The organism is Alkalibacterium putridalgicola (genome assembly GCF_040959045.1).
GTDB lineage: Bacteria > Bacillota > Bacilli > Lactobacillales > Carnobacteriaceae_A > Alkalibacterium > Alkalibacterium putridalgicola.
Map to the genome: position 1 here is coordinate 486,594 of NZ_CP162615.1, position 20,768 is coordinate 507,361.

General features: G+C 45.4%; 18 protein-coding genes. 16 read left to right on the forward strand and 2 right to left on the reverse strand.

Annotated features, from left to right (window positions below; translation table 11 throughout):
- Positions 1 to 27 precede the first annotated feature (27 nt).
- The 13 genes from metG to purR all read left to right on the forward strand — a co-directional run bounded on the left by metG (position 28) and on the right by purR (position 15,194).
- Positions 28 to 2,067: a methionine--tRNA ligase gene (gene metG / locus AB4027_RS02540; protein WP_368645855.1), complete on the forward strand. Its 2,040-nt coding sequence runs from the start codon at positions 28 to 30 to the stop codon at positions 2,065 to 2,067.
- Between the two features lie 124 nt (positions 2,068 to 2,191).
- Positions 2,192 to 2,962, forward strand: coding sequence for a TatD family hydrolase (locus AB4027_RS02545; RefSeq protein ID WP_368645856.1), 771 nt, complete (start codon positions 2,192 to 2,194; stop codon positions 2,960 to 2,962).
- A gap of 12 nt (positions 2,963 to 2,974) precedes the next feature.
- Positions 2,975 to 3,550: a ribonuclease M5 gene (gene rnmV / locus AB4027_RS02550; RefSeq protein WP_368645857.1), complete on the forward strand. Its 576-nt coding sequence runs from the start codon at positions 2,975 to 2,977 to the stop codon at positions 3,548 to 3,550.
- Complete coding sequence (gene rsmA / locus AB4027_RS02555; protein ID WP_368645858.1) at positions 3,540 to 4,442, forward strand: 16S rRNA (adenine(1518)-N(6)/adenine(1519)-N(6))-dimethyltransferase RsmA; 903 nt, start codon at positions 3,540 to 3,542, stop codon at positions 4,440 to 4,442. The genes rnmV and rsmA overlap by 11 nt, the downstream gene beginning before the upstream one ends.
- A gap of 238 nt (positions 4,443 to 4,680) precedes the next feature.
- The gene (locus tag AB4027_RS02560) at positions 4,681 to 4,938 is read left to right on the forward strand and encodes a Veg family protein (protein WP_091488185.1); all 258 of its coding nucleotides are present in this window, start codon (positions 4,681 to 4,683) and stop codon (positions 4,936 to 4,938) included.
- A 162-nt stretch (positions 4,939 to 5,100) separates the two neighbouring features.
- Positions 5,101 to 5,946 (forward strand): 4-(cytidine 5'-diphospho)-2-C-methyl-D-erythritol kinase, encoded by an 846-nt coding sequence (ispE, locus tag AB4027_RS02565; RefSeq protein WP_368645859.1) that lies wholly within the window; start codon positions 5,101 to 5,103, stop codon positions 5,944 to 5,946.
- Between the two features lie 89 nt (positions 5,947 to 6,035).
- Complete coding sequence (locus tag AB4027_RS02570; RefSeq protein WP_368645860.1) at positions 6,036 to 6,998, forward strand: metal ABC transporter solute-binding protein, Zn/Mn family; 963 nt, start codon at positions 6,036 to 6,038, stop codon at positions 6,996 to 6,998.
- A 46-nt stretch (positions 6,999 to 7,044) separates the two neighbouring features.
- On the forward strand, positions 7,045 to 7,761 hold the full coding sequence (locus AB4027_RS02575; RefSeq protein WP_368646394.1) for a metal ABC transporter ATP-binding protein: 717 nt from the start codon (positions 7,045 to 7,047) through the stop codon (positions 7,759 to 7,761).
- On the forward strand, positions 7,698 to 8,489 hold the full coding sequence (locus AB4027_RS02580) for a metal ABC transporter permease (RefSeq protein WP_368645861.1): 792 nt from the start codon (positions 7,698 to 7,700) through the stop codon (positions 8,487 to 8,489). The genes AB4027_RS02575 and AB4027_RS02580 overlap by 64 nt, the downstream gene beginning before the upstream one ends.
- 298 nt (positions 8,490 to 8,787) lie before the next feature.
- Positions 8,788 to 9,864, forward strand: a complete 1,077-nt coding sequence (locus tag AB4027_RS02585) for a diguanylate cyclase (protein ID WP_368645862.1) — start codon at positions 8,788 to 8,790, stop codon at positions 9,862 to 9,864.
- Between the two features lie 150 nt (positions 9,865 to 10,014).
- Positions 10,015 to 13,446: a pyruvate carboxylase gene (locus tag AB4027_RS02590; RefSeq protein ID WP_368645863.1), complete on the forward strand. Its 3,432-nt coding sequence runs from the start codon at positions 10,015 to 10,017 to the stop codon at positions 13,444 to 13,446.
- 187 nt (positions 13,447 to 13,633) lie between these two features.
- Complete coding sequence (locus tag AB4027_RS02595) at positions 13,634 to 14,059, forward strand: hypothetical protein (protein ID WP_368645864.1); 426 nt, start codon at positions 13,634 to 13,636, stop codon at positions 14,057 to 14,059.
- Between the two features lie 307 nt (positions 14,060 to 14,366).
- Positions 14,367 to 15,194, forward strand: a complete 828-nt coding sequence (gene purR, locus AB4027_RS02600) for a pur operon repressor (protein ID WP_368645865.1) — start codon at positions 14,367 to 14,369, stop codon at positions 15,192 to 15,194.
- Between the two features lie 473 nt (positions 15,195 to 15,667).
- Here the strand turns inward: purR and AB4027_RS02605 are convergent, their stop codons facing one another.
- Entirely contained in the window at positions 15,668 to 16,303 is a 636-nt protein-coding gene (locus AB4027_RS02605; RefSeq protein ID WP_368645866.1) for a general stress protein, read from the reverse strand.
- 242 nt (positions 16,304 to 16,545) lie between these two features.
- Between AB4027_RS02605 and glmU the strand changes: the two genes are divergently transcribed.
- The 3 genes from glmU (at position 16,546) to AB4027_RS02620 (ending at position 19,567) form a co-directional block, all read left to right on the forward strand.
- Positions 16,546 to 17,919 carry a bifunctional UDP-N-acetylglucosamine diphosphorylase/glucosamine-1-phosphate N-acetyltransferase GlmU gene (gene glmU, locus AB4027_RS02610; protein ID WP_368645867.1) on the forward strand — a complete coding sequence of 458 codons (1,374 nt, stop codon included), beginning with the start codon at positions 16,546 to 16,548 and terminating at the stop codon, positions 17,917 to 17,919.
- Positions 17,920 to 18,027: 108 nt separating this feature from the next.
- Positions 18,028 to 19,020 (forward strand): ribose-phosphate diphosphokinase, encoded by a 993-nt coding sequence (locus tag AB4027_RS02615; protein ID WP_091489237.1) that lies wholly within the window; start codon positions 18,028 to 18,030, stop codon positions 19,018 to 19,020.
- 100 nt (positions 19,021 to 19,120) lie between these two features.
- On the forward strand, positions 19,121 to 19,567 hold the full coding sequence (locus tag AB4027_RS02620) for a NusG domain II-containing protein (protein WP_368645868.1): 447 nt from the start codon (positions 19,121 to 19,123) through the stop codon (positions 19,565 to 19,567).
- A gap of 66 nt (positions 19,568 to 19,633) precedes the next feature.
- On the opposite strand, the gene AB4027_RS02625 is transcribed toward AB4027_RS02620, so the two are convergent.
- Positions 19,634 to 20,623 carry an L-lactate dehydrogenase gene (locus AB4027_RS02625; protein ID WP_091489240.1) on the reverse strand — a complete coding sequence of 330 codons (990 nt, stop codon included), beginning with the start codon at positions 20,621 to 20,623 and terminating at the stop codon, positions 19,634 to 19,636.
- Positions 20,624 to 20,768 lie beyond the last annotated feature (145 nt).

Genomic DNA, 20,768 nt, shown 5'->3' on the forward strand with positions numbered 1-20,768 from the left:
TAAAGTAAATCAAAGGAGGACATTAAGTTGTCTGAAAGAAAGTCATTTTATATTACAACTCCCATCTACTACCCGAGCGGCCAGCTGCACATCGGTAATGCCTATACTACCATTGCCTGCGATGTTTTGGCTCGCTACAAACGTTTGAAAGGCTTCGATACCTTTTATCTCACAGGGACAGATGAGCACGGTCAGAAAATCGAAACAAAGGCAAAAGAACTGAACCAGACGCCTCAGGAATATGTCGATGCGATGGCAGAAAGCATCCAGTCTCTATGGCAGACTCTGGAAATTTCGAATGATGATTTCATCCGTACCACTCGTCCCAAGCATAAAGAAGTGGTCGCTAAGATCTTTGAAAAACTCCTGGCCCAGGGCGATATCTATCTAGGCGATTATGCCGGCTGGTATTCAGTCTCAGATGAAGAGTTTTTCACGGAAACACAGCTGGCTGAAGTCTTTAAAGACAAAGACGGCAATGTGACCGGCGGAGTAGCTCCAAGCGGGCACAAAGTCGAATGGGTGAAAGAAGAGTCTTACTTCTTCAAAATGAGCAAGTATGCCGACCGTCTGCTGGAATATTATGACGCGCATCCTCAGTTCATCCAGCCTGAATCTCGCAAAAAGGAAATGATCAATAACTTCATTAAACCGGGTCTTGAAGATCTGGCTGTGTCACGTACGACCTTTGACTGGGGCGTTGAAGTGCCTTCCAATCCAAGACACGTCGTTTATGTCTGGATCGATGCCCTGACGAACTATATCACAGCACTAGGTTATGATCCGGATCTGGGCGGCTTTGACGAGCAGCCGGAAACGTTCAGAAAATACTGGCCGGCTGACGTGCACATGGTCGGTAAAGAGATCGTCCGTTTCCATACGATCTACTGGCCGATCCTCTTGATGGCACTCGATCTGCCTTTGCCTAAACAAGTCTTCGGACACGGGTGGCTCTTGATGAAAGACGGTAAAATGTCCAAGTCCAAAGGCAATGTCGTCTATCCTGAAAAACTTGTGGAACGCTACGGCGTGGATGCGGTCCGCTATTACCTGATGCGCGAAGTGACCTTCGGCAGTGACGGCGTGTTCACTCCGGAAGATTTCATCTCACGGATCAACTATGATTTAGCCAATGATCTGGGGAATCTGGTCAATCGTACAGTTGCCATGATCAATAAATACTTTGACGGCGTGATCCCGGCTTATGAAGGAGATGTCACGTCTTTTGATGAGGCTCTACGTCTGCAGGCTCTGGAAACAGTTGATGAATACGAAGTCAACATGTCAGAGATGCAGTTCAGTTCTGCTTTGCAGTCGGTCTGGAAGCTCATTTCACGTTCCAATAAGTACATTGATGAAACAGAGCCATGGGTACTGGCCAAAGATGAAACGAAGCGGGAGGAATTAGCCAGTGTCATGGCCCACCTGTCTGAAAGCCTGCGTATCACGGCCGTGCTGCTTCAGCCTATCCTGCTGCATACGTCGAAAGCCGTGGCCGAACAGCTCGGGTTCTCAGAAGCGGATGTCGCTTTTGATAATGTGTCATTTATGAAACATGAAGAAGCAAATACGGTCGTTAAAAAAGGCACACCGATCTTCCCGCGTTTAGATGTGGAAGAAGAAGCGGGAGTCATCCAAAGCTGGATGAGCCCGACCTCTACAGATGAAGGAGAGTCAGAAGATATGGAAGCATTCGATCCCGAAGAAACGACATTGACATCGGTGAAAGACAAAGAAATCAAGTACGACGTCTTTGACCGCATGGAGCTGAAAGTAGCGGAAATCGTTGCGGCTGATAAAGTTGAAAAGGCAGATAAACTGCTGAAATTCAGACTGGATGCCGGAGATGAAGGCGGCCACCGCCAGATCTTGTCAGGGATCGCAGCCTTTTATCCTGATCCACAGGAACTGGTCGGGAAGAAAGTCGTCATCGTAGCCAACTTGAAACCGAGAAAAATGCGCGGCGAGATCAGCCAGGGCATGATCCTGTCTGCTGAAGATACAGAGGGTAATTTAACTGTGATCGAAGCGCCGGCTCATATGCCGAATGGGTCCATCGTGGCTTAACGCAACTATAACGTAATCAGGAATTCCAGCAAAGAGAGAAGATGCGTCTTTTGACTTTGTTGGAATTTTTCTGTTTATAGTGTATTCTGAAGGAGACGAGTGAGACAAACAAAGGAGAGAAATCATGCTTTTTGATACACACACACATATAAATGTCGACCGGTTTAAAGGTGAAGAAAAAGAAGCCATCGAACGGGCCAGGGAGAATCAGGTGACCCGCATGGCGGTGGTCGGCTTTGATACAGAAACGATCAGAAAATCCCTGGAATTGAGCCGAACTTACGAGGGCGTCTATTCCATCATCGGCTGGCACCCGACTGAAGCGGCGACCTATACAGACGCGGTCGAGAATCAGCTGATGGAACAGCTGACAGGGGATAAAATCGTTGCCATGGGTGAAATGGGTCTGGATTATTACTGGGACACAGCCCCAAAGCCTGTCCAGCATGATGCCTTCAGACGTCAGATCCGAGTGGCGAAAGAATTGAGCCTGCCGGTTTCTATCCATAACCGGGATGCGACAGAAGATACCTATAAAATACTCAAAGAAGAACATGCCGGAGATACTGGCGGAATCATGCACAGCTTCAATCTGGATACCTACTGGATGGAAAAATTCCTGGATATCGGCATGCACATTTCACTCAGCGGGGTCGTTACGTTTAAAAATGCGCCCGAAGTGAAAGAAGTGGCGAAGGCTGTTCCCTTTGAAAAGCTGCTCGTGGAAACCGATGCCCCTTATCTGGCTCCGATGCCTAATCGGGGCAAGCGGAATGAGCCGGCCTATGTCAAGTACGTAGCCGAAGAGATCGCCAGACAGCGCGGGCTGAAATTTGAGGCAGTAGCTCAGCAGACGACCCAAAATGCTATGCGTCTATTCAGACTGGAAGAATAAGGTGAGATAGTAATGGAAAAGATCAAAGAAATTATCGTGGTGGAAGGGAAAGACGACACGAAGCGTCTGGCTCTAGCGGTCGACGCTGACACGATCGAAACACGGGGATCTGCGATCAGTCAGGAAATCATTGAACAGATCGCTTTAGCCCAGGAAACCCGGGGTGTCATCGTCTTCACTGATCCGGACGGGCCGGGCGAGAAGATCCGTAAAATCATTTCGATGCACGTCCCCGGCGTGAAGCATGCCTTTATTACAAAGGACCAGGGCCGTCACAGGAAGTCGGTGAAAGCAAGTCTTGGCATCGAACATGCATCGGTGGAGGACATCCGCGAAGCCTTGGATCAGGTCGTTGAAGAACGTATCGATGCAAAAGAGACTGTGAGTCAGTCTTTCCTGATCAGAGAGGGACTGATCGGCTCGGATAAAGCGCGGGCATTGCGGGAAGCGCTCGGTGAAGAACTGCGCATCGGCTATACAAACGGAAAACAGCTGAAGAAACGTCTGACCATGTTCGGCTTTTCAGAGGACGATGTAAAAGAGGCATTAGCGAAGATACGAAAGGAACAAGCAGACAATGACGCATAAAGATATCGCAACACCCAATCGCACCAAAGAAATACTGCAGACATACGGACTTTCCGCAAAGAAAAGTCTGGGACAGAATTTTATCATCGACACCAATATTTTGAGAAATATCGTGGAGGCGGGAGAAGTTTCCGAACGCACAACTGTGATCGAAGTCGGTCCCGGGATCGGCGCCTTGACGGAGCAGCTGGCCAAACAGGCGGGAAAAGTGATCGCCTTTGAGATCGACGACCGTCTGCTGCCCGTTCTTGCGGATACCTTATCTCCTTATGACAACATCGAGATCATTCACGAAGACATCTTGAATGTGGACCTGGAGGCTTTTTATGCGTCACATCTAAAGGATGCAGAAGAGATCGTGGTGGTGGCCAATCTGCCTTACTACATCACCACCCCCATCATCTTGAGGTTCCTGGAATCACAGCTGCCTATCGACCGCATGGTGCTGATGATGCAGAAAGAAGTCGCCAGTCGTTTGTCCGCTCAGCCAAGCACAAAAGCCTACGGGTCTTTATCCATCGCCGTACAGTATTATATGGATGCAGAAGTAGCCTTTACGGTGCCCAAGACGGTCTTTATGCCGCAGCCGAATGTGGATTCAGCTATCATCAGACTGAGCAGAAAAGAAACGGAAGGCATAGACGTCAAAGACGAGGAACTGTTTTTCACCCTTACCCGCGCGGCTTTCGTCCAGCGCAGAAAGACTTTATGGAACAACCTGCAGGTAGCTTTCGGCAAAGACCAGACGGTTAAAGAAACAATGTCTGAGGCATTGGCTTCTGCCGGTATCGATCCGAAAAGACGGGGAGAAACTCTGTCTATCGAAGAATTCGGACGCATGTCCAATGCATTCAGTAAAGCCGGCTTGTCCAGAGAAGATACGGCTGTTTAGATCCGGTGTGAGGCTGATAACAAATCAGATGCGTAAAACACGAACGTTAAACGCTGTTGATAATGTCGTTTATTAAAAAGGCTTCATGATAGCTGGGTTTATATTTGATTTAAAAGGGATAACCGCCTCATTATATTTTAATCTTCACAGAAAATCCTATCTTTATCCGCCTGAAAGCTTTTAATTTTCGGTTTTTAGTGGTATAATGAATATACTACTTTGTGAGGTGAGTCGAAATATGCCAACTACTTTAGCGAGCATTAAGAAAACCTTGGACAGTCAAATAGGAAGAGAAATCAAATTGATTGCCCAGGCTGGAAGAAAAAAGACGACAGAACGCAAAGGTATTTTAACAGAAACGTATCCTTCAGTTTTCGTCGTAGAACTTGATCAGGAAGAAAATGCAGTGGAACGAGTTTCTTATAACTATACAGATGTATTGACACATGCTGTGGAGGTCGAGTTCTCTGAAGAAGTCGAACTTGTACTGAACTAAACAGAATTTACAGATCCGGTAGTGTAATTTATTTTAAATTATGCTACTTTTTTTATGCTCGAAAATATTTTCATCCTGTGGAACGGTCCTTTCTTTTTCATTAAAGGATAAACTCATTTACAATAGGAAATAGATAATCAAAAAATGAGAGGAGGAACGTTCTTGTCTCTATACGAAAAAGCACCGGCTAAAATCAATCTCTGCCTGAATGTACTCAGAAAAAGAGAGGACGGCTTTCATGAAATGGAAATGCTGATGACACCTATCGATCTGGCGGACCGGCTGACGTTCAGTTTGCTTGACAGGGAGATTTCCTTGGACTCGAACAGCTCGTTCATGCCTTTAGATGAACGGAACATCGTTTACAAAACAGCACAGCTGCTTAAAGATACGTATCAAGTAACTCAGGGAGCGGATATCTATATAGAAAAAAACATACCCATCGCAGCTGGACTGGGTGGGGGAAGCAGCGATGCGGCGGCGACGCTGAGAGGACTGAACCGTTTATGGAATCTGGAACTTTCTCTTGATGAACTCGCTCGGCTGGGAGAACAGATCGGTTCGGATGTGCCGTTCTGTGTCTATAATCAGACAGCTTTCGTGTCCGGTAGAGGGGAAATCGTCGAACCTATCCAACCGTTTCCTAAAGCATGGGTGATCCTTGTCAAACCACCAAAAGGGATCTCCAGCTGGACAGTTTTTAAAGATCTGGATATCAGTCAGCTTTTATCATATGAGATCCAGGCGATGCGTGAAGCAATAGAAAACCATTCCTTTAAGGATGCTGTTCGTTATGCCGGGAATGCCCTGGAAGTTCAGGCCGTGAAACAGAACCCATTGATCATCGAAGTCAAAGATAAGATGCTGAAATTTGGTGCAGACACAGCACTGATGAGCGGGACTGGTCCGACGGTTTATGGCCTGACTCAGAATATGAAAAAGGCTCAGCGAATCGTCAATGGATTGAAAGGCTTCTGTAAAGAGGTTTATCTGGTTCGAACATTATAAGGAAAAAAATTTGCTTGACAATAGACAGAGAAAAATGATATTCTTTAAATCGTAATGATTACGATTTGTGTTTATGGAGGATATTACGAATGAAAAATTTAAATAAAATACTTATCTCACTTATTTCTCTATCGGCACTTGCCGCTTGCGCACCTGAGTCGCAGGAGACGAATGAGGAAACAGATACCGTTTCACCAGAAGAGGAAAAGTTGTCTGTTGTCACTACGTTTTATCCGGTCTATGAATTCACAGACCAGGTTGCTGGAGATCATGCCGATATCGAAATGATGATCACCGGCGGAACCGATGTGCATCACTATGAACCGAGTGCCAGAGACATGGCGATGATCAATGATGCCGACGTGTTCATCTATAGCAGTGACGAAATGGAAACATGGGTGCCGACCATGCTGGAGTCGCTGGATAATGACGAGCTGATAGTAGTAGAGCAGGCTGGTGAAGTCGTGCAGGAAACTCTTGACGATGCTTCTGAAGAGGATGAGCATGAAGAGGAAGAAGCACAAAGTCATGGGGTCGATCCGCATGTCTGGCTGGACCCTGTCTTAGTTCAGGAACAGGTCGAAACAGTCAAGGATACCTTTGCTGAAATAGACTCAGAACATTCAGAGGACTATACAGCCAATGCAGAAGCCTATCAGAGCGAACTGCAGGAACTACATGACGAATTTGAAGCAGCATTCAGTGATGCTGGACAACGACGTTTCGTCACCCAGCATGAGGCATTTGGTTATTTAGCACGCCGTTATGATTTAGAGCAAATGGCCGTTGGGGGATTGTCGACCGAGGTCGAGGTCAGTCCTTCAAGGATCGCTGAAATCAATCAGCTCGTTGAAGAGTACGACATTCCTGTGATCTACTTTCAGGAAGGTGCCAACTCAGCGATCGCAGAAACAGTTGCCAATGAAACGGGAGCCGAAGTCGCTGAATTATATAGTCTGGAATTTTTACCGGCAGCTGTAGAAGATGATGGTCAGGGTTATATCGAAGCGATGAGAAGGAATCTGGAAGCGCTGGAAATGAGTATCCAGTAATTCCCGATCGTTTAAGCGGGAGTTAAAAATGAAAGCAGGGAATCGTATGCAGTATATAAAAGTGGAAGACTTGGCCTTTCACTATGAAGATGAACCAGTACTTGAAAATATTTGCTTTGAAGTCAATGCCGGTGACTTTGCCATGCTGACGGGTGAGAATGGGGCAGCGAAATCAACATTGCTGCGCAACATTCTCGGTTTGTTGAAGCCGACAAAAGGATCAGTGACTGTATCTCAAAAGAATACAGAAGGTAAAAAGCTGGTCGTCGGCTATATACCCCAGCAAGTGGCTTCTTTTAATGCCGGTTTTCCAAGTACAGTATTGGAACTTGTCAATTCCGGCCGTTATCCTAGAGGGAAATGGTTTAAAAAGCTAGATAAAGAAGATAAAGAACATGTGCGGAAGTCACTGGAATCCGTAGGCATGTGGGAGATGCGGAACAAAAAAATCGGTGAACTCTCCGGCGGACAGAAACAGCGCATATCCATTGCGCGTGTCTTTGCCATGGATCCTGATCTGTTTATTCTGGACGAGCCGACGACCGGTATGGATGTCAACTCCAGAGAAGAATTCTACAAACTTCTTCAGCACGCCAGCGAATATCATGACAAGGGCATTCTGATGGTGACCCACGATCATGAAGAGATCCGGCATTATGCCAACAAACATATCGAGCTGATCAGGAAGGAGGGATCGCCGTGGAGATGTTTCTCTATGGATTCATGCAAAGAGCGTTCCAAGCATCCATCCTCATTTCACTGATCGCACCTATGCTGGGGTTGTTCCTCATCCTCAGGCGTCAGTCGCTGATGGCGGATACTCTTTCCCATGTATCGCTGGCAGGGGTCGCCTTAGGGCTGCTCCTGGGTTATGACCCTACCTGGATGAATATCCTGGTCGTCGTGATCGTCGCCGGGATCCTGGAATATTTAAGAAAAGTTTACCGGACGTATTCCGAAATATCGATCGCGATCCTGATGTCTGGAGGGATGGCTGTCGCACTGGTACTCATGGGTCTGAACGACAGCGGAGCAACCGTCAGTATCCAGCAGTTTCTCTTTGGTTCCATTGTGACCATATCCGTCCAGCAGGTCTGGATGCTGCTTATTCTCACCCTTATTATCATCGTATTATACAGTGTGTTTAGAAAGCCGATGTACACGCTGACTTTTGACGAAGAAACGGCTTATACATCCGGCCTTCCGATCCAGTTCATGTCGGTGATGTTCAATATCCTTACGGGTGTAACGATCGCTTTGATCATGCCGATCGTAGGGGCGCTGCTTGTCTCCGCGATACTTATTCTGCCGGCAGCTATTTCCATAAGGTTGAGCAAGAGCTTCAACGGTGTCATCTTCATCGGTATCGGAGTAGCATTGATCGGTATGATAATGGGACTGGTAGGGTCTTATTATCTGGGAACCCCGCCGGGTGCCACCATCACGCTGATTTATATCAGTATTTTTTCATTACTTGCTGTATTTAAATAAAGGGTTGTTGAATCAGATAATTGAGATGAAAGGCTGGGGATGGTTCCCGGCCTTTTTTGTTCTAAAAACACGAATGAGCGTGAAAGCTGATGAGTGATCACCTTTACTGGCCATAATAGGGAAGAAGGGAAAAAACATCGTGTAAAAAGGAACAGAATGACATAAGCAGAGTAAAGGCCATTTTGTCTCCAGGCCACTAACATGATACACTCTTATTATGTTTAATAATGTAAAAAAAAATTCCACACAATCAAACAACACACTTAAATAGGATTTTATGAATGAGAAGGGGTATCAGATGGGTCGGGATTTATTTATCAATTTTTCAATCGTTATTTCGCTGATTTTTATCTACATGCAGGTCAGGTGGAAAAGTCACAAAAAATCTTCCATACCAGGGCTGTCGCTAACGATTGATGGACTATGCGGTGGGCTGATGGGCTACCTCCTGATGTCTTTTTCTATTCGTGTCACTTCAAATACGATTTTAGATTTCAGGTATGTGCCGATCATGCTGCTGGTACTCTTTGTGGGGAAACGGCCAGCTCTGATCAGCAGTCTCATTATTGCTTTAAGCCGGTTTCAGATCGGTACAGGGCGATCGGCTGTTTATGCAATCCATATGGCAATGGTGCTCTTAGCAGGTTATATCGTTTTGGACCAAATTTTAAAAAATGAAGAAAGCATGTTGAAAAAAGGGCTGTTCTTCACCCTGTATTCCAATAGTGTTGTGACAGTTTTTCTTATTTACCTGACTGATGGAATAAATCTGGCGCATCTTATACTGCTGTTCTGGGGGATCTCAACATTAGCCGGGATGTCCGCTGTTTATCTTGTCAATTACATCAGGAATTCAGAATACCTTTTTAATAAGTATCAGATCGAATCTTCGACGGATTTTCTAACGGGTTTGAGCAATGTCAGACGCTTTGAAGATTTCTGGGGAAAAGTCTCGCAGGATGCGCAAGTAAATCAGGAATCCTGTGCCCTCATTCTCCTTGATATCGATCATTTTAAACAGACCAACGATGCCTATGGTCATTCTGCTGGCGATTATGTACTGGTAGAGCTTGGACACATTCTGGAAGAGGTCATTGGAAAAAGAGGAATAGCCTTTAGAAAAGGTGGAGAAGAATTTGCTGTCGTTCTACCAAAGAGTGATAAAGCGGAGGCTGTTAGACTAGCTGAGTCTATAAGAATGAAAGTGGAACAGCATCATTTCATTACCCATAATTTAGTCAGTATCCCAGTAACCGTATCACTAGGCGTGACGGTTTATCCGGAAACGATCAACCATCTGTCAGATATGATCGAAATGGCTGATGTGCTTCTCTACAAGTCCAAGAATGACGGGAGAAACAGAGTCAGTGTATAAATTGAAAGAAAATAAAGGGTGAAAAAAGAGTGCGGATAAGCATTCTTTTTAAATTCTTTTTTATTTAGGCTGAAACTCTGGTAAAATAAGGTGTAAGCTTAGAAAATGATGATAGAATATTCATATAAATAAGGACGAGGTGAAAATTGGATGAAAAAAGTATTAGTCGCCAATAGAGGTGAAATAGCTATCCGCATCTTCAGAGCACTGGCTGAACTGAATATCGATACAGTGGGCATCTATGCACTGGAAGATGAAGCAAGCGTACACCGTTTCAAAGCTGATGAAGCTTATCTCGTAGGCAAAGGTAAAAAACCGATCGAAGCATATCTGGACAGTGAAAGCATCATTCAAGTGGCCAAGGAGGCAGGAGCGGATGCGATTCATCCGGGTTACGGCTTTCTTTCTGAGAATCTGGAATTTGCTGAGCGATGCGAAGCAGAAGGTCTGACCTTTATCGGTCCGGACACACATCATTTAGACATATTCGGAGACAAAATCAAAGCGAAAACTGTAGCAAAGGAAGCCGGTATCCCGACTGTTCCAGGAACTGACGGACCTGTCGATGACGTGAAAGCTGTCCTTTCATTTGGAGAAACATATGGTTACCCGATCATGATGAAAGCGGCAATGGGCGGCGGCGGACGCGGCATGCGTGTTGCAAACAATGAAGTCGAAGCAGCTGAAGGATTTGAAAGAGCCAAAAGTGAAGCAAAAGCGGCCTTTGGTCAGGATGATATCTATATCGAAAAATATATCGCTAATCCGAAACACATCGAAGTGCAGATCTTTGGTGACAGTCACGGCAACATTATCCACTTGTTTGAAAGAGACTGTTCGGTCCAGAGACGCCATCAGAAAGTCGTTGAAGTTGCCCCATGTGTGGACTTGGATCCCGCATTAAGAGAAGAACTGTGTCAGACAGCTGTTAAGCTGATGGAACATGTCGGTTATGTGAATGCCGGAACGGTAGAATTCCTGCTGGAAAATGACGCATTCTACTTTATTGAAGTCAATCCCCGTGTGCAGGTCGAGCATACCATCACTGAAATGGTGACAGGCATAGATATCGTTCAGACTCAGATCCTGATCGCACAAGGCCAGGATCTGCATAAAGATATCGGGATACCTAAACAGGAAGACATTAAACTGAAAGGCGCAGCTATCCAGTGCCGCATCACCACTGAAGATCCGGCCAACGGTTTCCTGCCGGATACAGGAAAAATCAATACCTACCGCTCGCCGGGGGGATTCGGTATACGTCTGGACGCCGGAAACGGTTTTCAGGGTTCTGTAGTCACGCCGTTCTTTGACTCGCTCCTTGTCAAACTGTCGACAGAAGGCCTGGATTATAAACAAGCGGTACAGAAAATGACCCGTGCCCTGATCGAATTCCGCATCCGTGGTGTTGTAACGAATATTCCGTTTCTTATCAATGTTCTGAAACATCCGACTTTCCGAAGTGGGAAAGTGACGACCCGTTTCATCGATGAGACACCGGAACTGTTTGAATACCCTAAAATCAGAGACCGTGGCAACAAGACCCTGAAATATATCGGCAACGTGACGGTCAACGGATTCCCAGGCATAGGTAAAATAGAGAAACGCGCATTTAAAGAACCGAGGATGCCTAAAAAAATCATCCAGCCTTCAAAAGAGCTGGTTTATCCCAAACATATCCTGGATAAAGAAGGACCGGAAAAAGTATCGGAATGGGTCAAAGCACAGGATTCAGTCCTTCTGACAGATACGACTCTGCGTGATGCACATCAGAGTCTTCTGGCCACCCGTATGCGTACACATGACATGCTGGCGATCGCGGAAGAAACGGAGAAAGCCATCCCTGAACTATTCTCTGTAGAGATGTGGGGAGGTGCCACTTTCGATGTGGCCTACCGCTTCCTGACTGAAGACCCATGGATACGTTTGAGAAAGCTGCGGGAGAAAATGCCGAATACACTCTTTCAGATGCTGTTCCGCGGATCCAATGCCGTCGGTTATGACAATTATCCGGACAACGTGCTGGAAGAATTCATCCGACTGGCTGCAGAAAATGGGATCGATGTGTTCCGTATCTTCGATAGCTTGAACTGGATCCCGCAAATGGAGAAAAGCATCCAGTATGTCAGAGACAACAACAAGATAGCCGAAGCAACGATCTGCTATACGGGGGATCTTCTTGACCCGTCTCAGACAAAATACACGATGAACTACTACAAACGCATGGCGAAAGAGCTTGAAGCAACAGGCGCACACATCCTGGCGATCAAAGATATGGCCGGCTTGCTTAAACCGCATGCCGCTTACCGCCTGATCGGGGAATTGAAAGAAACTGTTTCTATCCCTATTCACCTCCATATGCATGACACCAGTGGGAATGGTATTTACACTTACGGTGCAGCGATCCGGGCTGGTGTGGATATCGTAGATGTGGCTCAAAGTGCCTTGAGTGGAAAAACCAGTCAGCCAAGTATGGGAAGTCTATACTATGCGCTGGAAGGCACCACGCATGCGCCCAAATACAACATCAAGAATGTGGAACAGTTGAATCACTACTGGGAAGATATACGTAAGTACTATGCTGATTTTGAAGAAGGTATGCCGGCGGCTTCAACGGAAGTCTACACGCACCAGATGCCTGGCGGCCAGTACACAAACCTGAAACAGCAGGCCAAGGGGGTTGGTCTTGAAGATCAGTGGGATGATATCAAAGAAATGTATGCTGTGGTCAACCGCATGTTTGGAGATATCGTAAAAGTCACGCCCTCTTCTAAAGTCGTTGGTGATATGGCTCTTTATATGATCCAGAATGAACTGACGGAAGAAGAGGTCTATGAAAAAGGTGAGGACCTGGACTTCCCGACATCAGTCGTGCGTTTCTTCAAAGGTGAACTGGGTCAGCCCGAAGGCGGCTTCCCTGAGAAACTTCAGAAACTGGTTCTGAATGGGGATAAACCTTTAGAAAAAAGACCTGGCGAATATAAAGAACCGCTTGATTTTAATGAAGTGAGAAAAGAATTAAGCGAACACCTGGACCGTGAACCGACGGAAGAAGAAGTTATGGGCTATATCATGTATCCGCAGGTCTTCCTGGACTATACATTCTTCTACAATATGTACGGTGAAGTCACCAAATTCGATACGCCGACATTCTTCTACGGCATGCGAATGGGTGAACAGGTGGTAGTGACCCTGGAAAAAGGGAAAACACTGATCATTAAACTGAATCAAATCGGCGATCCCGATCTGGAAGGAAACCGTGTCCTGTATTTCGAGCTTAACGGACAGGGAAGGCAGATCGAAGTCAAAGATAAAAACGTGACGAATACGAAAGCGGTCCGTAAAAAAGCTGAGCCGACAAACAAAGGTCACGTCGGCGCTACCATGCCCGGTTCTGTACTTCAAGTACTGGTCAATCGTGGTGATAAGGTTGATAAAGGTGATCCGATCGTCATAACAGAAGCCATGAAAATGGAAACGACGATCCGTTCCGGTATCGCCGGGAAAGTCGAGCGTCTCTTTGTCAAAGAAGGCGACACGATACAAACCAATGATCTGCTTGTTGAAATCGAAACAAAATAAGGAAAAGTCTGCGCGAATAAAGCGCAGACTTTTTATCTGATATGAATTACTGAAATCAGTCATCTGTTCATTCTAAGGTCTTTCAGATAGGTGGGATCAGGCTGCAGCCTGATCCAGACCTTATTTGATCTAGTTATCCTGTTTTTACTTTAGTTCAACTATTAACAGTACTCAAGCGGTTTTGTACGTGAGTGCGTCGAATGAGAACGTCATTAGCATTACTCAAGCATTTTTGTCTGTGGGTACGTCGAATGAGGGCAACATTAGCATTACTGAAGTGACTTTTACCGTGGGTACGTCGAATGATTGCTACATTAGCAGTGCTCAAGCAGTTTTGTCCGTGGGTACGTCGAATGAGAGCGACAAAGGCAGTACTCAAGCAGTTGTGTCCGTCAGTACGTCGAATGCACGCCTCATTGGCAGTACTGAAGGAGTTTTGTCCGTGAGTGCGTCGAATGAAGGCAACATTAGCAGTACTCAAGGAGTATTGTCCGTGGGTACGCCGAATGAAGGCAACATTAGCAGTGCTCAAGGAGTATTGTCCGTGGGTACGCCGAATGCACGCCTCATTGGCAGTACTGAAGACCATTTTGTCCGTGGGTACGCCGAATGAAGGAAACATTAGCATTACTCAAGCAGTTTTGTCCGTGAGTGCGTCGAATGAAGGCAGCATTAGGATTACTCAGTCAAGCGTTTCCGTGAATGAACTGAATATCAGCTTATTGCTATGCCAATAAAATTTATTGCCTGCCCGAGCGGTGTGACCACCAGTGAGATGGATTCGGAATATCCAGTAAGATTTACAGCTAAATACGAACAATATCAGATGAAATAAGAAGAATGACTATTAATTAACGAATAAAAACGGTAGAATAAGTAACACAGTGATAAGAGCTACACAAAAAAAGAGGTGTTTATAATTGAAAACGAAACGAAGTGAGCGACTGATCGACATGACTCATTATCTGCTGGAGCATCCGCATACCCTGATTCCTTTGACATTATTTTCAAAGAAGTATGAATCTGCAAAATCCAGTATCAGTGAAGACTTGACGATCGTCAAACATACTTTTGCTGAAAGAGGCATAGGATTCCTGGAAACTGTTCCCGGGGCTGCCGGTGGTGTGAAGTATATCCCGAAAATGAACAAGAAAGATATCGAAGCCTTCGTAAATGATCTGATCGAAGAACTGAATCATTCCAAACGCCTTTTGCCTGGTGGTTATGTCTATCTGTCAGATATGATGGGTGACCCGAAATGGCTGCGACGAATCGGTCGAGCGATTGCCTCTCAGTATATGGATACGGAAGTCAACAGTGTGATGACTGTAGCGACCAAAGGCGTACCTATCGCCCAGTCCGTTGCATTTTATCTTAATGTGCCGTTTGTGATCGTGAGACGGGATTCGAAAGTAACGGAAGGGTCTACCGTAAGTATCAATTATGTTTCGGGGTCTTCATTTGACCGCGTAGAAAAAATGGAGCTGTCCAGACGCAGCCTGGATATGGGATCAAAAGTTGTCATCGTAGACGACTTTCTTAAAGGTGGCGGGACGATCAACGGTATGATAAGTCTGATCGAAGAGTTTAATTCAGAAGTAGTCGGAGCGACTGTCATCGCGGAAAACATTTTTAGAGGCGAAAGGTCCGTCAAAGATTATACGGCACTCCTGAAAGTGGATAACGTCAATACAGAAGATCGTACGATTGAAGTTTCTGCCGGAAACTTTTTGTCTTCAATAGAATAAAGTGCTGCATTAATAAGGAAAGGTTGAGACAGCTGTCTCAACCTTTTTCGACTGTCGTGGCTATTAAAGACAACTAAGGTCATTTTTTCGCTGAAAACGATAGTCAAGAGGGAGCCTTCTGGGAGTCTATACAAGAAGCAGGCAGAACGTATTCTACTCGGCCACTTCGGCAAGCTCCCCAGAAAAATGCGTGGAGTACGCCGATATGTAGGCAACATCGGCAAACTTAGAGGAAAAGAGCTGTGAGTTAGCTGACATAGCACGTATATCGGCAAACTCCAGAGGAAAAAGCAGCGAGTATGCTGATATGTAGTCAACATCGGCAAACTGAGAGGGAAAGAGCTGTGAGTTAGCTGACGTATCACCATACCCCCTTATGCGCATCCCGATCTGTCACAAACTCAGCACCACCAAAGAAAAAATGTGGAAAGAACCGGGTAAATCGAGTCTTTCCACATCACTGATTTTAATTTTTATTTTTTCGGACGATTTTCACGTCTCTCCTGTCTGAGTCGATCTTCTGTTGCTTCTCTTTCATCGGCAGCAGCAGCGGTATCTTCCAGCTCCGGTGGCGTGCCGTCTTCAGAATGTGGTTCGACAGGTGGCTGTCCGCCGTCGCCCATACCCTGAACAGAACCCTCATTGGGGAAACCGGCTGTTGTACCTAACGTTTCCATTTGAGGATTCGGAGCAGAGGTGACTTCTTTATCCGAAGCTGTTTCACTATCCCCGGGACGTCTAGTGGAATCATCAACAGCTACGATATAGCGGCCATTTTTCAAGTCATCTCGATAGGGGTGGAGCAGATCATTCTCTGATTTATAGCTTGCATCTTCAAATTCATGGTCTTCTCTGACATGAAAGGCATCACGGATCGATTCCCAGAAGTTTTTATCTTCTTCAGGTGTATCGATATTTTCATGTGCATCAGGCTCAGGTTGAGCTACTTGTACATTTTCAACCTCTGAGAAAAGATGATGCTTCTCTTCGTTGGTGTAGATCGTCAGCTGGTCTTTTCTGTACCCCTGATCCATTAAATGACGAATCACTCGTTTCGTTTCCTTTTCATCTTCATAACTGCCGATAACACGCTGATCCAAATTATTCATGTTTGGCCTCCTTGAATTTTTTTAAATGGTCTAGTTCTCTATAAGCAAAATGTAAGCCTTTATTATATTCATTATAGGAAAGGCGAGCGTTCAGCTCAAACAATAGACCTTATATATCTTGAAAACGGTGGGGTCATACAGTATGATGAAAGAAGAATTTTAAATATATTTAACTAATGGGTATTGAAAAAGGTAAGTGGTCTAATGCTGACCGCAAGACATTCAGTTAGGAGAAAAAAATAATGACAAAACGATTTGCAGTTGTCCTTGCTGCCGGACAAGGGACACGAATGAAATCAAAGTTATACAAAGTGATGCATCCTGTTATGGGTAAGCCGATGGTGGGCCATGTCGTCGACCAGGCATTAGAAGCTGATATCGATAATATTGTTACAGTGACCGGTGTCGGAGCAGAAACCGTACAGGATTACTTAGGTGATAAAAGCAAGTATGTCCTTCAGGAGGAACAGCTGGGTACAGCCCATGCGGTTCAGCAGGCAGAGCCGATCCTCGGGAATGAAGAAGGAACAACGGTCGTCATCTGCGGAGACACCCCATTACTGACGAAAGAAACGCTGGAAGGGCTCATGAGCCATCATGAAAAAGCCGGAGCAAAAGCAACAGTTCTGACTGCCCATGCCGATGATCCGTTCGGGTACGGCCGAGTGATCCGTATGGAAGACGGGTCTGTTTCCAAGATCATCGAACAGAAAGATGCCTCAGAAGAAGAACAGGCTGTAAAAGAAATCAATACAGGCACTTATTGCTTCGACAACCAGGCTTTATTTCAAGCGTTGAAGAAAGTAGACAACGATAATGCTCAGGGAGAATTTTACCTGCCGGACGTTATGGAAATATTGAAAAACCAGCAAGAACTTATTTCTGGTTACCAACTGCCGGTCAAGGAAGAAGCACTGGGTGTCAATGACCGCGTGGCACTGGCTGAAGCTAATCGTCTGATGAAACAGCGCCTCAACGAAAAACATATGAGAAACGGCGTGACCATGGTCGATCCTGCTCAAACGTATATCGAAAGTGACGTAAAAATCGGTCAGGATACAGTGATCGAACCTGGCGTATACTTGAAAGGTGAGACAGTAATCGGGGAAGACTGCATGATCGGAGCCCATTCCATCATAGAAAATAGTACCATTCATTCAAATGTGAAAATAACAAGTTCACATATCGAAGACTCAGTTATGGAAAACAATAGTGATATCGGTCCGAACAGTCACTTGAGACCTCAATCACTTATTAAAGAAGGCGCGCATATCGGGAACTATGTTGAAATCAAAAAGTCGACCATCGGCAAGCAGTCCAAAGTGGGTCATCTGACTTACGTCGGCGATGCCACTTTAGGTCAGAACATCAACCTGGGATGCGGAACGGTCTTTGTCAACTATGACGGCAAAGAGAAACATCATATCAACGTCGGAGATAATTCCTTCATCGGATGCAATACGAATCTGATCGCGCCCGTAGATGTTGAAGCGAATACGTATATTGCTGCCGGATCAACGATTACGGATAACGTACCGGCTGAGTCTTTAGCGATTGCACGCGCCCGTCAAATCAACAAGGCAGACTACTTCAAAAAAATACCGCATAAAGATTAAAATTCTCTCTAAGAGAGGGCTTAAAACGAGTTCTGTGGTTGATTTATTCTGCACTTAGGCATAAACTGATAGTAGGTAAATAAAAGAATAAAAATGATGGAGGCCGACATGTCTGAACAATATTCTGATCCAAAGTTAAAAATCTTTGCATTGAGTTCGAATAAGCCCCTTGCTGAGAAAATCGCACAAGATATCGGTGTGGAGCTGGGAGAAGTTTCTGTAACGAAATTTAGTGATGGAGAAATTCGCATCAACATTGATGAAAGTATTCGAGGAGACCACGTATATGTAGTCCAGTCAACGTCAGCACCGACGAATGATAATCTAATGGAAGTCCTGATTATGATCGACGCGCTGAAACGTGCGAGCGCCAAAACGATCAACATCGTTATGCCGTATTACGGCTATGCCAGACAGGATAGAAAAGCCCGTTCAAGAGAGCCGATCACTGCTAAACTGGTTGCTAACATGATCACGATGGCTGGTGCCGACCGGATGCTCACGCTTGACCTGCATGCGTCACAGATCCAGGGGTTCTTTGATATTCCAGTGGATCATCTGCTAGGTGCTTCATTACTCGCCAACTGGTTCCTGGATAAGGGCTTAGGCGGGGAAAACACTGTCGTAGTATCACCCGATCATGGAGGGGTGACACGTGCCCGTAAAATGGCTGAATTCCTTAAGTCTCCGATCGCGATCATTGATAAACGACGTCCAAAAGCGAACGTTGCTCAAGTCATGAATATTGTCGGTAATGTAGAAGGAAAAACAGCCGTTCTGATCGATGACCTGATCGACACAGCCGGTACGATCACTTTGGCTGCGGATGCCCTGATCGAAAAAGGCGCTAAAGATGTCTATGCCTGCGGAACACATCCTGTATTCTCAGGACCTGCGATCGAACGTATAGAAGCTTCTCCGATCAAGAAAATGATCGTGACGGATTCAATCATGCTGCCGGAAGAGAAAAAGATCGATAAAGTCGTACAGGTCAGTGTAGGCGAATTGATGGGTCATGCGATCAAACGCATCCATGAAAACCGTTCTGTGTCTCCATTATTTGAAAAACAATTCAAAGGCTATCTCAAAGACGACGAATAAAGTATAAAGATGTCCCTGTTTAGACACGTACGTCGTGTCCCCCTTTATTCTTATGTGTTTTGTCTTCGGGAATCTTTTCTTCGAGGAGGAAGGTAGAAGGATGATCGATAAACTTAAATATCATTTAAGAAATATGAAACCGCTGGATGTCGTGATTATCGTCATCCTTCTATTGGGATCATTTATACCTCATGTAGTATACGGTATACAGCTGAGTCAGGTTGACGAAGATGCACAGATCATCGCCACGGTAAAAATATCCGGCGAAGAAGTATACAGAGTGGAGTTAAGTGAAGATACTCCGCATGAAGAATTTACACTGGAACCCGCTGAAGGACAATATAATATCATTGAAGTGGATGGGACGCGTATCCGGAACAAAGAAGATAACAGTCCGGACCAGCTGGGAGTAAGAAGAGGCTGGATAAGCAAGCCGGGAGAAACAGCAGTCGTCCTTCCACATCAGCTGATCATTGAAATCCATGCAGAGTCGCCTGATGGAGAAGAGATCCATCAAGAAGATAGTGACATCATTATTCCAATGTAGAACAATATAATGAAAAAGCAGCAAGTCCCTGGGGACTTGCTGCTTTTTTCGTAAAGGTGCATAAGTTTAATCAATAGTGAATCCCAGATCCGGGTTTTTGTCCAGGACTTCTTTCAAGTGTGTTCGGATGGTGTTGACAGAATGTCTCATTTTCTCTTTTTCAGAATCATTTAATGGGATCTCTACTATTTTTTTAAGTCCATTGCTGTTGATGATCGCTGGAGAACCGATATAGATATCGTTCTGGCCATACTCACCTTCCAGATAAACAGACAGAGGCAGAACAGCCTGTTCGTTATTCAAGATGGCGCGGGTGATACGTGCAAGTGAAGCGCCGATACCATAGAACGTGGCACCTTTCTTCTGGATGATGTCGTAAGCCGCATCACGAACGGAGAAGAAAATGTCGACCAGCGCCTTCTCGTCGGTCATCGGGTTGTTGGACACCCATTCGTTGATCTGTAATCCGGCAACGTTGGCATGGGACCAGACGGGGAATTCGGTATCGCCGTGTTCACCAATAATGTAACCGTGAACGTTTCGAACATCCACATCAAGCAAGTTAGCAACGGCATGACGGAAGCGGGCGCTGTCCAGGGATGTACCCGAACCGATAACCTTGTTCGAAGGCAAACCAGATAACTTATAAACGGCATAGGTCAATATGTCTACGGGATTTGTCGCAACTAAAAAGACACCGTCAAAACCGCTTTTCATCACGTTCTCTACCACTGATTTAGTGATGCGCAGGTTTTTTTCAGTTAAATCGAGTCGTGTTTCGCCGGGTTTCTGCGAAGCGCCTGCTGTAAAGACAACCAGGTCTGCATCATGGCAGTCTTCATAATCAGCGACATAGATTTTCTTGGGCGCAGTGAAAGCCAAAGCACTGTTTAAGTCCATGACATCCCCTTCGGCTTTTTCTCTATTCACGTCGATGATACCCAGTTCCTGTCCGATATTCTGGTTTATCAGGGCAAAAGCATAGCTGGAGCCGACAGCTCCGTCTCCGATCAGTATGATTTTCTGACGTTTTTCTTTTTGTTCCATAACATTCATCCTTTCTACTCGTTCTTAGTTAAGTATAACATAACTGATGTCATTTCCGGGGTGAAATCCCTTGGAAATGAACATATTTTAAGGGATTGTTTATTGACGGAAACGCTGATAAATGAGAAAATGATAACGTGTTTCTAACGTTTTA

Excerpts from the sequence above, each read along its gene's own strand:
- glmU (WP_368645867.1), top strand. The coding sequence starts at position 16,546 with ATGACAAAACGATTTGCAGTTGTCCTTGCTGCCGGACAAGGGACACGA.
- AB4027_RS02605 (WP_368645866.1), bottom strand. The coding sequence starts at position 16,303 with ATGAATAATTTGGATCAGCGTGTTATCGGCAGTTATGAAGATGAAAAG.
- AB4027_RS02625 (WP_091489240.1), bottom strand. The coding sequence starts at position 20,623 with ATGAATGTTATGGAACAAAAAGAAAAACGTCAGAAAATCATACTGATC.
- AB4027_RS02545 (WP_368645856.1), top strand. The coding sequence starts at position 2,192 with ATGCTTTTTGATACACACACACATATAAATGTCGACCGGTTTAAAGGT.
- AB4027_RS02585 (WP_368645862.1), top strand. The coding sequence starts at position 8,788 with ATGGGTCGGGATTTATTTATCAATTTTTCAATCGTTATTTCGCTGATT.
- AB4027_RS02590 (WP_368645863.1), top strand. The coding sequence starts at position 10,015 with ATGAAAAAAGTATTAGTCGCCAATAGAGGTGAAATAGCTATCCGCATC.
- rnmV (WP_368645857.1), top strand. The coding sequence starts at position 2,975 with ATGGAAAAGATCAAAGAAATTATCGTGGTGGAAGGGAAAGACGACACG.
- AB4027_RS02615 (WP_091489237.1), top strand. The coding sequence starts at position 18,028 with ATGTCTGAACAATATTCTGATCCAAAGTTAAAAATCTTTGCATTGAGT.
- AB4027_RS02575 (WP_368646394.1), top strand. The coding sequence starts at position 7,045 with ATGCAGTATATAAAAGTGGAAGACTTGGCCTTTCACTATGAAGATGAA.
- AB4027_RS02560 (WP_091488185.1), top strand. The coding sequence starts at position 4,681 with ATGCCAACTACTTTAGCGAGCATTAAGAAAACCTTGGACAGTCAAATA.
- AB4027_RS02620 (WP_368645868.1), top strand. The coding sequence starts at position 19,121 with ATGATCGATAAACTTAAATATCATTTAAGAAATATGAAACCGCTGGAT.
- rsmA (WP_368645858.1), top strand. The coding sequence starts at position 3,540 with ATGACGCATAAAGATATCGCAACACCCAATCGCACCAAAGAAATACTG.
- AB4027_RS02570 (WP_368645860.1), top strand. The coding sequence starts at position 6,036 with ATGAAAAATTTAAATAAAATACTTATCTCACTTATTTCTCTATCGGCA.